Source organism: Luteolibacter rhizosphaerae, assembly GCF_025950095.1.
Taxonomy (GTDB): domain Bacteria; phylum Verrucomicrobiota; class Verrucomicrobiia; order Verrucomicrobiales; family Akkermansiaceae; genus Haloferula; species Haloferula rhizosphaerae.
This window is the reverse complement of the sequence record NZ_JAPDDR010000005.1, coordinates 45,870-60,296: the sequence shown is the minus strand read 5'-3', so window position 1 is coordinate 60,296 and position 14,427 is coordinate 45,870. Positions and strand designations below refer to the sequence as shown.

General features: G+C 62.3%; 7 protein-coding genes. 2 read left to right on the top strand and 5 right to left on the bottom strand.

Translation table 11 applies throughout. The features are described from left to right. Together OJ996_RS10575 and OJ996_RS10570 are read left to right on the top strand one after the other, a co-directional pair. On the top strand, nt 1-1,986 hold the full coding sequence (locus OJ996_RS10575; protein WP_264513528.1) for an alpha amylase C-terminal domain-containing protein: 1,986 nt from the start codon (nt 1-3) through the stop codon (nt 1,984-1,986). A gap of 108 nt (nt 1,987-2,094) precedes the next feature. Beyond that, complete coding sequence (locus OJ996_RS10570) at nt 2,095-5,874, top strand: hypothetical protein (protein ID WP_264513527.1); 3,780 nt, start codon at nt 2,095-2,097, stop codon at nt 5,872-5,874. Here OJ996_RS10570 and OJ996_RS10565 read toward each other — a convergent pair. The 5 genes from OJ996_RS10565 to OJ996_RS10545 are packed head-to-tail and all read right to left on the bottom strand — an operon-like array spanning nt 5,871 to nt 14,362. Next, a complete protein-coding gene (locus OJ996_RS10565; protein ID WP_264513526.1) occupies nt 5,871-6,893 on the bottom strand; it encodes an ABC transporter permease in 1,023 nt (340 codons plus the stop codon). The genes OJ996_RS10570 and OJ996_RS10565 overlap by 4 nt on opposite strands. Beyond that, nucleotides 6,890-7,822, bottom strand: a complete 933-nt coding sequence (locus OJ996_RS10560; protein ID WP_264513525.1) for an ABC transporter ATP-binding protein — start codon at nt 7,820-7,822, stop codon at nt 6,890-6,892. The genes OJ996_RS10565 and OJ996_RS10560 overlap by 4 nt, the downstream gene beginning before the upstream one ends. Nucleotides 7,823-7,879: 57 nt before the next feature. Further along, complete coding sequence (locus OJ996_RS10555; protein ID WP_264513524.1) at nt 7,880-8,221, bottom strand: hypothetical protein; 342 nt, start codon at nt 8,219-8,221, stop codon at nt 7,880-7,882. Nucleotides 8,222-8,237: 16 nt separating this feature from the next. Beyond that, complete coding sequence (locus OJ996_RS10550) at nt 8,238-9,071, bottom strand: hypothetical protein (protein ID WP_264513523.1); 834 nt, start codon at nt 9,069-9,071, stop codon at nt 8,238-8,240. After that, entirely contained in the window at nt 9,068-14,362 is a 5,295-nt protein-coding gene (locus tag OJ996_RS10545) for a cadherin domain-containing protein (protein ID WP_264513522.1), read from the bottom strand. Before OJ996_RS10545 ends, OJ996_RS10550 begins: the two co-directional genes overlap by 4 nt. Between the last annotated feature and the right edge of the window lie 65 nt (nt 14,363-14,427).

Genomic DNA, 14,427 nt, shown 5'->3' with positions numbered 1-14,427 from the left:
GTGAGCGAAACGCCGAAGCTAGTCCTCGATGATCCATGGCTGGAACCCCAGAAGGAGGTCATCGCGGGGCGGCTGGAGCGGCTCCGGAGGACGCTGGCGGATATCGACGGGCGCAGCGGCAGTCTGCCCGCGCATGCCAACGGCCACAAGCTGACCGGCATCCACCGCCAGGCGGACGGGCACTGGATGGTGCGGGAGTGGCTGCCGAAAGCGAAGGCGGTCTCGCTAATCGGGGATTTCAATGGATGGAACCGCGAGAGCCACCCGCTGGCTCCGGCGCGGGGCGGCGTGTGGCAACTGCGCCTGGACCCCGGCACGCTGGCCCACGGGCAGCGGGTGAAGCTGCACATCACCGGTGCGGATGGCTCAAGCCGCGACCGGATCCCGGCCTGCATCCTGCGGGCGGTGCAGGACCCGCAATCGCACGACTACTCCGGGCAGATCTGGGAGCCTGCAGAGCCTTACGTGTGGAAGCACGACTTCGACCCGGCGACGGTAAAGGTGCCCTTCATCTACGAGGCACACGTGGGCATGTCCGGCGAGGAGGGCCGGGTGCACAGCTACCGCGAATTTGCCAATGCGACCCTGCCCCGGATCGCGGCGGGCGGATACAACGTGGTGCAACTGATGGCGGTGCAGGAGCATCCCTACTACGGCTCCTTCGGCTACCACGTGTCCTCCTTCTTCGCGCCGAGCTCGCGCTTCGGCACGCCGGAGGATCTGAAGTATCTCGTGGATACCGCCCACGGGCTGGGGATCGCAGTGCTGCTGGATATCGTGCACTCGCATGCGGTGAAGAACTATGCAGAGGGGCTGAACGACTTGGACGGCTCCGGCAATCTCTACTTCCACTCCGGCGAGCGCGGTGATCATCCGCAGTGGGACTCGAAGGTATTCGACTATGGTCGGCCGGAGGTTCGGCAGTTCCTGCTCTCCAACGTGCGGCACTGGCTGGAGGAGTTCCGCTTCGACGGCTTCCGCTTCGACGGGGTGACCTCGATGCTCTACTGGCACCGGGGCTCGGCTTCCTTCGATGACTACTGGAAGTACTTCGGCGACGATGCAGACGCGGATGCGGTGCTGTATCTGCAACTTGCGACGACGCTGGCGCGGCAGATCCGGCCGGGCGCGATCCTAGTGGCGGAAGACATGTCCGGGCTGCCGGGCCTCTGCAAGCCGGTGGCGGATGGCGGCGTGGGCTTCAGCCACCGTCTCGCGATGGGCATCCCCGACTTCTGGATCAAGCTGCTGAAGCATACCCGCGACGAGGACTGGGATGTGGGCGAGATCTGGGGCACGCTGACGAACCGGCGTCACGGCGAGGCGAACATCGCCTATGCGGAGAGCCACGACCAGGCGCTGGTGGGCGACAAGACGCTGGCCTTCTGGCTGATGGACCAGGCGATGTACTGGAACATGGGCAAGGAGGATCCCAGCCCGGTGGTGGAGCGAGGGATCTCACTGCACAAGATCATCCGCCTGCTCACCTTCGCTCTCGGCGGTGAAGGCTGGCTGAACTTCATGGGCAACGAGTTCGGCCATCCGGAGTGGCTGGATTTCCCGCGCGAGGGCAATGACTGGTCCTATCACTACTGCCGCCGCCAGTGGTCGCTGGCGGACAATCCGGCGCTGAAGTATGCCTATCTCGGAGCCTTCGACCGCGCGATGTTAGAGGCGGGCAAGAACCACGGGCTGCCGGGGAATGAACCGGCTGAACTGCTGAATCTGGACATCACGAACAAGGTGCTGTGCGCGCGGCGCGGGGACCTGATCTTTGTCTTCAATCTCTCGGTGGACCGCTCGATCCCCGACTACGAGTTGAGGGTGCCGGGAACGGGCGAATACCGGCTCGTGCTGGATACGGATGCCTCCAACTTCGGCGGGCAAGACCGGGTGAATGCGGAGATGACCTACCCGGTGCAAAAAGGCGGTATCCTCTCGATCTACACCCCGGCCCGGACGGCGATGGTCTTCGCACCGGTGTGATGAGAGCAGTCCCATTTCGGGAACTTGCAGACCGGTCTCCTAACAGGCCACCGGGCGAGTTGACAAAAAGAGGCGGACGCTGACCTATCAGTGCACCCCCTCTTATTCATGAGTTCCCGCTCGAAGAAGATTATTTCGATCACGATTGCATGTCTCAGCGCTCTTATCTGGGGCTTGAATTCAGGACCTAAGGAGCGACCGATCTCCGGAGGAGAGCAAAAGAAACGCACCCCGGACCTAGCTCCCGGAGAGTCCGGTCCGCGCGCCGGGAACGAGGCGCTGGCGGGGATAAAGATGCTGCCGGATCCGCTTCAAAGGGCACTGGAGCAGGCGCGCCGAAATGTCTTCCCGCTCTCCACGGAGGAAGCCTCTCAGGCGGAGAACCGGGGAGTCACGCATTTCGCGAGGAATGCGGATGAGGGCATCGTGGCGCGGTTCATGGAAAGGAGCGTGAGTTTTGAATCCGACCTTGAGGAGAGCGGATTCACCATAGGCTATTCAGGAGATAGCACCGGCCCTCCTCTCCTCCGAACCGAGGGATCCCGAGCCGAGTATCATCATGACGATGGCGTGGTGGAATGGTTCCAGAACCACCCCGACGGCATCGAACACGGATTGACTCTAAGTTCCCGGCTTCCGGGTTTCGAGCATGAGGATGCCATCCGGATCAATGTGAAGCTGGAGGGCGTCGAGGCTCGGACAGACGGCGACACAGGGGATCTGGTTTTCGATTCGAGCGAGGGCAAGCCATCCTTCCGCTACTCCGGGCTCAAGGTGACGGATGCGGATGGCGATCTTCTAGCCGCGAGAATGCAGCCGGGCGATGAGGGGATATGCTTCGTGGTGGATGATCGCGGGGCCCGCTATCCGGTAACTATCGATCCTCTCATCACGAACTTCCGGCAGGAGCTCCGGCCGGAGAGTCCGGGGAGCGGTTCACCTTGGAATCATTTCGGTGCATCCGTGGCGATCGACGAGGATGTGGCTGCGGTGGGCGTGCCGCAAGATCGAACCCGGAGCGACGGAGGAACAGGCAGCGTCTACCTTTTCACGCGGCAGGGGGAGACTTGGACTCAAAGTGGATTCATTTCGCCACCCGAGAATGCCGCATCCGGTTTCGGTGCCTCGGTAGCGATCGAGGGTGACCGTTTGTTGGTCGGAGCTCCGCTCTCGAATCCCGGGGGAGTCACCTCGGCGGGCAGGGCGTATCTATATGTCGAGGAGTCCAATGATTGGCACTACCGCCAGATCATCAGCGTCTCCAATCTCCAGAAGGAGGCACGCTTTGGATACTCGGTGTCGCTTTCGGGTGACCAAGCATTGATCGGAAGTCCGGGGCCTGGCGGGTATGGAGATCCTTTCAGTCAGGGAGTGCCGACAGCGGGTGCGGCCTATGTGATCCAGCGGCAATCGTGGGGATGGGAGACCGTGACCCAACTGCTCCCCCCCGGGGGTGGCGAGCACGGCGACCTGTTCGGGTTCTCCGTGGCCTTGGACGGGAGCCACGCTTTCGTCGGATCGCCTGGCGACATCGCCACCACGACGGAGCATCAGGGGAGCGCCCACATCTTCACCAAGTCCCAGGAGACTTGGGATCTTGCAAGCAGCATCCGTGTTCCGGGAGGCTTCAATCAAGCGGCCTTCGGCTGCGCGGTGGCGGCCGAGGGTAACACCCTGGTGATCGGGGCTCATGGGATTGCCACAAGCTCGCAACTGCCGGATGCACGGGGGAACGTGTACATCTTCACCGGGAGTCTCTCCACTTGGTTCCTGCAGCAGAAGCTCTCCTCAACCCATCCAGCCGATGCTCGCCTTGGTTTCTCCGTGGCCATCGATGGCGACACGGTGATAGCAGGAGCAACCGCGCGACATCCGCAAGAAGCCCATCCTGCAGGGAGTGCCTTGGTCTACACCCGTAGCGGCGTGACATGGACACAGGGGATGCGCTTCGATTCTCAATCGGGACAGGGAGGCGGTAAGTTTGGTGCGGCAGTGGCCATCTCCGGGAACAATCTTTTGATCGGGGCGCCGCAGGAGAGCAGCACGGCTCAGAACCATGCCGGCCGCGTGCACACCTACCGGAGCAGCGGTTCCGACTGGAATTCCTTCGGCACTCTGGTGGCGGAGGAAGGCGGAGATGACTTCCAGTTCGGCTCCTCGGTCGCGATCAGCGGGAATCGGGCCGTGATCGGAACGCCTCAAGAGGATAGCCTGAGCGGTGCGGACGCAGGATGCGCCTATGTCTTCCGGGATGAATCGGGGAGCTGGGTTTTCGAGGACAGGCTGGATCCGGGCGGAGTGATCCAGAAGCAATTCGGTATCTCGGTGGCCTTGGACGGTGACCGTGCCTTGGTGGGGGCTTCCGACTTCGCGGTGGTCTACAAGCGAACTGAAGCAGGATGGAGCCTCGAGGATGCGATCGTTCCGACTGGAGCAACGGGCGGGTTCCTCGGCAGTTCGGTAGCCCTCCTCGGGGGCCGGGCTGTATTCGGCATTCCGTCCACCCTGCCCTTCGGAGTGGATCGTGGCCGGGTGTGGATCTTCGAGCGTGATGAAGATGAGTGGATCCAGAGCGCCGAACTGGTAGCAGCGGGGAATGGCGAGGATGACCATTTCGGGATGTCCGTGGCCCTACGAAGCGGAACCGTGCTGGTCGGCCGACCCGGGCTCGGTGCCGGCAGCGTGCATGTTTTCAGCAAGACGAACGGGGTATGGGGTGAACGAACGAAACTTCAGGCGAGCGATGCAAGCGCCGGGGACCGCTTCGGCTATGCCCTGAGCATAATGAACGGTCGGGCGCTGATCGGCGCACCGTGGAAAGACATCGAAGGAAGCTACGATGCCGGGGCGGTTTACCTCTTCGAGGAAAGTGGAACCAGCTGGTTGCAGCGAACACGTCTGAAGGCACCGGTTCCGGCGCAGTCGGCAAGCTTCGGCGCCGCCGTAGCGGCAGGACATGATCGGGCTTTGATCGGATCACCGGGATATCTGTCTCACCAATTTGTCCTTCCTACCGGCAGAGGTACGGCCGACCTGTTTACTCTGGAAGGCGGGCTCTGGAGCCATGAGATGCGTTTCGCGGCTTCCCATGAAAGCGGGGATTCCTTGGATGGGTTCGGACGTAGCGTGGCCCTAAGCCGGGGAACAGCCTTGGTCGGGGCTTCGCACATGGATCGGACCGATATCGACCAGTCTTATGACAAGCGGTCTGCGGATCAAGGGAGCGTCTTCATCTACCAGTTGGGTTCAGAGGAGGCCTACCTCGTCGAGACTTACGACATGGATCAAGATGGCGGGCTGTCCTTGGCGGAGTGGCAGGAGATTCCCGCGGTGAAGCCGAAGAAAGAGACTGCCTTCCCCCTGATCGATAGCGATGCTTCGGGTTCGCTTTCGGTGGAAGAAATCCTGGCGGCACGATCTGACAAGAAGTTGGCGAAGTCACTGGGGCTCTGGTTGCAGAGGACGGAACTCTTCGTCGAACTTGACGTGTCACGGGATGACGTGATCAGCCGCGCGGAGATCGCGGTGATGTGGAAGCCCGGGACGGCGGAGAAGACGATCGCCAGCTTCTGGAGCCGGATGGGAGGCGGCAGCGGGATGGAGCTGAAGGCATGGATCAAAACCAAGGCAATCCCGAGCATCCCGGGCTATGCGGTGGCGAAGGCAATGAGGACGCAGCGCCGTGAGGTGGCGGCGGATATCGATACGGACGAGGATGAGCGAATCAGCCGCGAGGAGTTCGCGATCCTCTTCAAGCTAGGGACGCCAGCGGCGAAGATCGATGTGGCGTGGATGGCGGCGACTGCAACGCCGAAGGGCGGCGTGGCTCGGGGATCGATTTCGATCCCGGAGTTCGTGGAAGCCGCGAAGCTACCGAAGCTTCCCTAGTAATCGCGGCGACAGAAGATCCAACCGGCCAGGCCGAGGATGCAGGCACCGAAGGCGGCGGAAGTGCCGAAGACGTACCACGCGGAGTGGCGCTCCTCGGCCTTCTTCTGGGCGCCGGCTTGCATGCGGTTTGGCAGGGTACCGGTCATCAGATCGCCCAAGGTGACGCCGGAAAGGAGCGAATCCCGTTTCTCCATCTTGATGAGACGCTTCAGGTAGAGCGTGCAATCCCGGGTCTTGGGAAGCGGACTGCCGATGGTCTCGATGGTGGAGTGAGCCTTCACGACCCAGTCCACCTTCTCGCCCTCCTTATCGGTTTCCTCGACATCGCCCTTCGACCAATCGACCGAGATCCCTGCCTCCGGCACGGTGTGGGCGAAGGTGTAGAACTGCTGTTCGGTAAAGTGGACCAGCCACGAAAGGGCCCAGACCCCGCAAGCGGAGAGCAGGGCGAAGAGGGTGGAACGCGTCCAGATGCCGACGAGGACGGCCACCGAATAAAGCAGGCCGAAGACGAAGGTGACAACCGGCACCGCCCAGAAGATGGTGAGATTCCATTCACCCACACGCCAGCCGATGGCGAGGAAGACCATGAGGGTGAAGAGAGCGACCTGAAGCGCGACAAACAGAAGACCGCCAGCGAACTTGAGCAGGAAAAGCCGGAAGCGGCCCACGGGCTTGGACAACGAGATTCCGATCGAGCCATCCGCGATGAAGTCCGGGAAGATGCCTGCGGTGGACACCACGGCCAACCCCAGGGCAAACCACGCGAGCCAGAGGCCGACGATCCAATCGGTGAAGATCATCACGTAGAAGGCTGCGGCTTCCGGGCTGCCGGACTTCAGGATGGGGTTCTCGAATTCCTTCCAACCGAAGAACATGGTCATGCCCTTCTCGTTGAAACCAATCGAAGCATAGGCCAAGGCGACCAGCATCGAGATGCCGAAGGTGATCCAGAAAAGACGCCGCGCCTGGAGGAGGCGGAAGGAGTCCATGAAAATGGCGATCAAGGCGCTCATGCCGCACCTCCCTTCACTGCCTCGCGGGCGCTGTTCACGGCGGAGAGGAAGAGTTCCTCAAGAGATTGCCGGGCTTCCTTCAACTCGCGGATGATGACACCCGAAGCGCGGAGGGCATCGATGACGCCCTGAATCTCGGAGGCGTCCGAGGCGGGAATGGTGAGCCGATCTCCAGCAACCTGCATGCCCGCGGACTCCAGTTTCTCCCGGATGGCAAGCGGGACAGGGCCTGAAGTACGAAGCTCATAGTGCTTGCCCGCCCCCGTGAGCTCACTGATCGAACCGGAACGGATCATCCTGCCTTGCGAGAGAATGGCGACCTGATCGGCGACTTGCTCGACCTCGCCGAGCAAGTGGCTATTCACGAAGACGGTACGTCCTTCGGCCTTCATGCCCTCGATGATCTTGCGGATCTCGATGCGGCCTTCGGGGTCGACACCATCGGTGGGCTCATCGAGGAAAACGATCTCCGGTTCGTTGACCAAGGCTTGGGCGAGGCCGACGCGCTGCTTCATGCCTTTCGAGTAGGTGCCGACGCGCTTGTCGCCCCAGGCGCCCATGCCTACCAGGTCCAGCAGGCGGGAGATGCGCTGCTTCGCAATCTTGCCAGCCACTCCCGCCATGCCTGCGGAGTAGGCGATCACCTGCCGACCGGTGAGGTAATCGGGAAATTTCGCATGTTCGGGAAGGTAGCCGACCTTGGCGAGGGTGGCTCGGTCGCCGATCTTCTTGCCAAGCAGGGTCCCACGACACTCGGTGGGACGGATGATGGTGAGGAGAGACTTCACCAAGGTGCTCTTGCCTGCGCCGTTCGGGCCGAGGAGGCCGAAGACGCTGCCCTTGGGTGCCAAAAGCGAGACACCGGCCAAGGCCTCGAAGCTGCCGTACCGTTTCCTCAGGTATTCGATCTCCACCGCCGACTCCGTCATATCATCGGGAGTTGAGCGAGGGGGGCGATTTTTGCCAAGTGGGAATCCGCGGTGGATTTACCACCACGCAAAACCGCCCCAACCGGCGAAGCTGAAGCCCGCCAATATCATGAGACCGAGCACCCCGACGGCGGTGAGCCACCAATACCACCTGAGGCCTGTCTTGCGGTGGGGCTTGCCGCCGAACTCGCGCGCGACGAAGTCCTCGTAGTCGAAATCATCGTCCGGGAGGTCCAAGCCGTCGTAGGAGTGATCGCGGGCGGTCCCGCGCTTGCTGCCCGAGGCGGCACTCTGCTGGCGCTTGCGACGCTTGGAGGGCGGATTGCAGTGGGGACAATAGCGCGAGCCGACACGCACTTCCTTGTCGCATCCGGGACAGAGGTAGGTATCCACACTCACAAGGGAAATACTGTACTCAGGGGCCTGGCTGTGCCAGCAGGTTTTCCAATCGGCGGCGGATTTCGGGATCGGAAAAGGCGGCTAGTGCCGCGGCTTTCTCAGAGGCCTCCGCCGACCGCAGATGATCCGCGACGGCAGCCAGCGATTCCAGCCCGAGAGCTTCGTCGGTGCGACCGGTGATCCAAGATGCCACGGCTGGAGCGTCGTCTCCGAGCCAGCGGACCAGGGCCAGCTTCAGCCCGGCGCTGCGGGCTTCTCCCGCCGGGAGAGTCCCAAGCCATTCTGCCGCTGCCGAGGGATCGGCTTGGGACCAGCGCTGGGCGAGTTGGACCGCGGCGCGGTCGCGGGGTCGCCCCGGCTCGATCTCCGCAGTGATCAATTCGGCCGCCCGGACCGGATTCTTTGCCCCGATGACGACCGAGATGCGGCTCAAGGCTTCCTCCCGTTCGGAGGAACCGAGTCCCCTCGCCCACTCCAAGGCTTGGTCGGGGTCCGACTCGGCGAGACGCATCGCGAAATGGGCTGCCAGTTTGGCGCGCTCCGGGCTTTCGGCAGGAAGCTCCGCAAAAGCCTGGCGGGAAAGCTCCGGGTCGACGTCGATGGCATCCCATGCGACCTGCCCGAAAACTTTCGATCGAGCCTCCTGATCGGTTGAGGCAAGCGCGGACTCGAAGGACTCGCGTAGCACCCGCTTGCCAGCAGTCGTGCCGGGCTCGGGATCGCGATTGCTCCGGGTTTCCGAGCGGGGTGCCTTGGAAGATGTTTCCGAGCCCCCGGGGCGACCGGATTTCTTCTCACCACACGAGGCCAGCAGGGAGATGCACAGTGCGAAGTTAAGGATGCGGATCAAGGATCGAGAGTCACGTTGCTGAAGCGGGCTTCGCTCACTGCCGTTTCGGAGCCGCTGCTCACCGCGAGGCCGAAGTAGCAGGTTTCCGGCAGCGCGGCATTGAGGCTGCCGATCTGCACCCAGCTGAGTCCATCGGGACTTTTGAAAGCCGTGATGGTGTTCCCCTGGCGATGCAAGCGGACCCATGCATGGGGCAGAGTGGCGGTCCCGCTGGTGTTCGCGGAGGAATTCCCATTGTAGTTGGTCCGGCGGATCCAGCGGAAGGCTCCTTCACCGGAGAGCCCCAGGAAGACATGCCGGGAATTCGAAGCTAAACTATCCCGGATCATCACTCCGGCGCGGGACAAAGAACCACCCTCCAACGAGACCAGCCGGGCGGTGACTGAGCCATCGCCGCTCAAGGTCTGCCAGACGAATTGGAAGCTATCCTCGCGACCGGACAGATGGCCGGAGCCCGTGACCACGAACTCGCCCTGACCGCTCGCCGCGCCGCTGCCGTCCTCTTGGGAACCCACAGCACTGACGTCCCAAGGCAGCGGCATGCCATCCGCCAAGACCTCGATCAGGAGCGATGCCTCCGCGTGAAGGCCGGCAAGATCCGTAGCACGAACGATGAACGCATGCATCCCGGCCGAACCTGCGGGAGGAATCCCCGAAATGCCTCCATCGGTGGCCACTTGCAGCCATTCGGGACCGTCTTCCTTCGAGTAGACCAAGGAGTCGCCCGCGTCCTCATCCGTCGCGAGCAAGGGATCCGCGATGTAGGGAAGAGATTCCCGCGCAGCGATGCCCGCGATCGGGTTGTTTGCGAATACCGGAGCATCATTCACGTTCTCCACCCCGATGAGCAAAGTCGCTTCGGCTGATGCTCCGCCGGAATCGACCACCCGCACGACGAAGAGGTTCGGACCCACGTCGGCGTTTGTCGGAGTTCCGATGAAAGTCCCGTCCGCGGCTACTTCCAGCCAGTCCGGCCCGGCCAGCTTCTCGAAGAAGTGGATATCCCCGGCATCAGGGTCCGCCACGAAGAGCGCGAGGCTTCCCGCAAAAGGCAGGTCTTCCGTGGCGACATGCCCTTCGATCAGCGGTGAGGTAAAGACGGGAGGATCATTCACCGGAGCCACCGTGATCACGAGAGTTGCATCTGCATAGGCACCTTGGAGATCCGTGACCCGGATCACGAATTCATTTGCACCGGCATCCCCGTCGCCGGGTGTGCCGCTCAAGCCGCCGTCCGCCCCGACTTGAAGCCATTCAGGTCCGGACTGTTTGCTGAAGCCGAGTTGATCACCTGAATCCACATCCCCCGCGGCCCCGCCCAGGAAAGCAGCGAAGGGCTGATTCTCGCTCGCCAGCGGAAGGACGATGGGAAGCTCGATGAAGAAAGGCGGATCATTGATGTTCGCCACCTCAATGGTCAGCTCGATCTCATCGCTGAGACCCTCGGGATCGACGACCCGCAGGACAAAGACATTCGTTCCCACGTTCGCATTGGTCGGAAGCCCGTGAACCGAGCCATCGCTCTCCACCACCAACCAAGCAGGTCCGGAGACCTTCTCATACACGAGCAGGTCGTCCGCATTCGGGTCGCTTGCCGTGAAGAAGGCCGCATAGCCGAGATCCTGGGTGCCGAAATCCGAATAAGTGGAGGACGGGAACTGCGGCGGGAGGTTATCGCTCAAGACCGTGATCGACACGCTGACTTGAGCTGATCGGAGGGGATAAGCGCTGTTCAAGCCCCCGTCCTGCGCGCCGATCGTAAGCAGATGCTGGCCGATGGTGAGCGCCGCCGGATTGGATACAGTGATGACCCCGCTGGAAGGATCGATGGCAAAAGCTCCGGAAAGATTGCCGAAGAGGATCTCGTGGATGGCCTGTTCTCCCTCGGGGTCGCCCGCATGCACCGTCCCAATCACCGTTCCCGTGACTGCGCCCTCAACCAAGGAGAAGGAGTAAGTGCCGCCGAAGACCGGAGCTTCGTTGATGTCGTAGGGAGTGAGGAAGTCTCCGAGAATGACGGTGGGAGAAGCAATGCCAGGCCCGGTCCACGCCACCTGAAGGTGATCGGCGCCCAAGCTCTCCTTGTGAAGCGTCTCAATGTAATAGCGGCTGCCCGCTTCAAGAAGCACCGGATCCGAAGTCTGCGAGGCATACTTGGTCCACTGTCCGTAGTTCGTCCAACCGCTGACGCTGGCGACCTGCACCGCGGTAGCGGCGGTGGCATCCGAACCCAGCTTCAGCTTCGCTTGATCATTGGATGACAGGTGGAAGGTGTAATAGCCGGTAACGGCCGGAGTGAGAAGAGCCCGGATCCGGGAGCCATAGTTATCGCCGGTATTTGGTCCGCTATCGAAAGACACCAAGGTACGGGTCTCGTCAGGCAGATACGGGTAGTTCGCGTTGCCTTCGGTGAGGCCTGCGACACTCGTCCCTTCCACCCCATGCCAAAGTTGCTGCTTCAGCCCGTCGTCCGCCATGAATCCCGCGGGGTGCACGGTAACCGTGATCTCGCCGGCACCGGTCAGGACCGGAGAGCCATCGTCCGTCACCTCGATCGTGAGCGTGTAGGATGGCCGGGACAAGGAGTCGAGAATACCGCGCGATGCGACATGGATCTCACCGCTTGCCGGATCAATGGCGAAGGCTCCCTCCTCATTGCCTGCCGTGATGACAAAGCCGGAATGCGTGTCGGCATCGTTCAAGTCCCGGACCTCCACGATGCCGAGCTTCTGCCCGGCATAGGCATCTTCACCGATGGCGAGCTCCTGCGAGAGAATCTGCGGCGCGTAGTTCTGCAACTTGGGCGCAAGATAAATGCCGCGGAGTAATTGCTTGGGCATTCCCGGTCCCATAAACGCCACCGATACATGATCCGCTCCCACCGATTCCTTGTGGAGGGCGCTAATGAAATAGGCCTGCCCCGCGGCAAGAGAAACCGGGCTCGAACGGAAGGGTGCGGTATCGATCCAGAAGCGGGGATCGGTGGAACTACCCACCGAAGCGATCAGGTTGGCTCCCGCCTGCTCCGGCGAGGAATCCAGCCAAAGCTCGGAGGCACCGTCGGAGGCGATCCAGAAGCGGTAGCTCCCGCTCACCGGAGGGATGAAGTAGCCACCGAGGACACTTCCGTAGTTGTCACCATGCGTGCCGCCATCGAAGTCCGGGAGCAACTCCTGATTGTCCGGTTGATCCGGCCACTTGGCCGCTGCAGTTAGATCCGCCACGGCATAGCCCTCGATGCCCTCGTAGCAGGTGCGAGTCAGTCCCCCGGGGCGATGCCCGTCGGAAACCCCGATGACAGTGAGGCTCACCGTAGCGCTTGAGGAAAGAGGGGGTGAGCCGCGATCGCTGACTTGAACCTGAAGCTCGACGAGAGCGGATCCCTCCACCTCACCGACACCATCGCTGCTTGCCGAGATCACGCCGCTATCGCGATCAATAGCGAACCATCCGGCTTCATTTCCCGCGATGATCTCGTAGGCAGGAAGATCGAAGTGATCGGGATCGGATGACTCTACGGTCAGCAAAGGAGTGCCGGGTCGCGTGCGCTCCAGAACCACCAGCGCGCCGGGAGCAATCGCGGGCGGATCGTTCAGGTCCGTAAGCGTGATCACCACACGGATCGTCTCATCCCGATCGGAGTCCTCCTGATCCGAGATACGGACCAGAAGCTCGACGGTGGCCGGATCATCCCAGCGCGTGGAAAGCGCCTCGAAGTCCAGCAGCGATGTATCCGCCACACTGAGCGCACCGGTGGCGGGATCGATGGTGAAGCCACCGGGTGCCGACAGGATGCTCCAGACCAAGGCGGCGGAGCCGTGATCGCCGCGTGCGGCCACGGAGCCTAACAAAGTGCCCGTTGCACTGTTCTCCGCGATCGTAAAGCGTTCGGGCTTGAGCCCTCCCACGATGCTACCGGAGATGAAGTAGGTACCCATCGACCCGTAGTCGGTATAGCCGTCGAGCAAGGGATTGCCGCGACCGGTGCCGCTGATCTCCAGCAGATATTCACCGGCGGGCAGCTCCATCTGGATACCGGCAGCCAGTTCAAGATCGGGATGCGAGCTAGCGATGTAGTTCCCCGTGGCGAGATCCACGAGCTCTGCCATGACATCCAGATTCGGATTCTGGTCCACGGGCTCCACCTTCAGATCGATGGGGCCGCCGCTGGTGCGGAAGCGGTAGGCATCCACATCGTGACGGGTGGCGATGATCCCCTCCCCTGTCACGCTGTTGTCGGCCAGGATCTCCAAGATCCCCGCATTTTCCTCATCATCGCCGACCTCGTCGGCACGGATCCCGACATGGTTATTGGTGAGGATAATCGCGACATCATCCTGAAAGCGATTGGCCCCGGCATACTCACCCTTCGACCATTGCGTGAGGTTCTCGTAGTAACCCGCGCCCATGATCGGAGCCCAACCGGTCTCCCCCGAGCCGTGGCCGAGGTAGTAGTCTTCGGGTGGCACGGAGCGACCATCATGGCTGAGACCGAGGGTGTGGCCGACCTCGTGCGAGATCACCTCCGCACCATACTTGCCGGTGCTGTAGAAGGCGAAGCAGGGAACATCCGCCACCCAATTGTAGGAGCCGACGAAGGCAACGCCACCGGACCCGGGGGAAGCGGTGGTGGTGGGAGTAATGATGACGTGCTGGCGGCTACCAGGGTCCGCCTCGTCGAAGACTTTCCGATCCGTCGTGATGTTCAGGGTGAAACCCTGGAAGTCTTCGCACACCATCTTCCACACCGTGAAGACCTGCGCATTGGTCACGTTCGGCGAGGCTGCATCGAAATCCCCCCAGGATAGAAACGGCCCCTGCTCGCCATCGAAATCCAGATAGATGACTCCGGCCGCACCCGGCAGGCTCTGGAGCGGGAGGATCTCCTGGTAGGCGGGAATCGGAATGTCCGTGGGGTGCGCCGCGGGCGCTTCCTCCGGTGCGGAAGCCGCAGCGGGCATGCTGTAATTCGCGCAGATCAGCCCATCCCGGGCAGTCTCGACCAGGCGAGGAGCCCCGCCCGGACCGGACGGCTCGACCTTCCAATGGATATCCCCGCTATCGAAAAGGATGTGGCCGACCAATGAACCCGCAGCGCCGGGAAAGGTCTGACGGACAAAGAAGAAGCGGCCCGGCTGCGGCGTGGTGATGCGCCCCTCGATCATGGAAACGCCTGCGGCATCATGACGGCGCGTGAAGACGGAACCCGCGACTGAAACACCGCCAGGCAGATCGATTTGCAAGCCGCGATCCGGAGCGACGCGCTCCAGAAAGTCCACCGGGAGCTCCACGGAACGGGATGCCGGGGGCCGGGAGGCGGAAGCATCCGCCGGAACGGATCGAGCATGGGACTGCC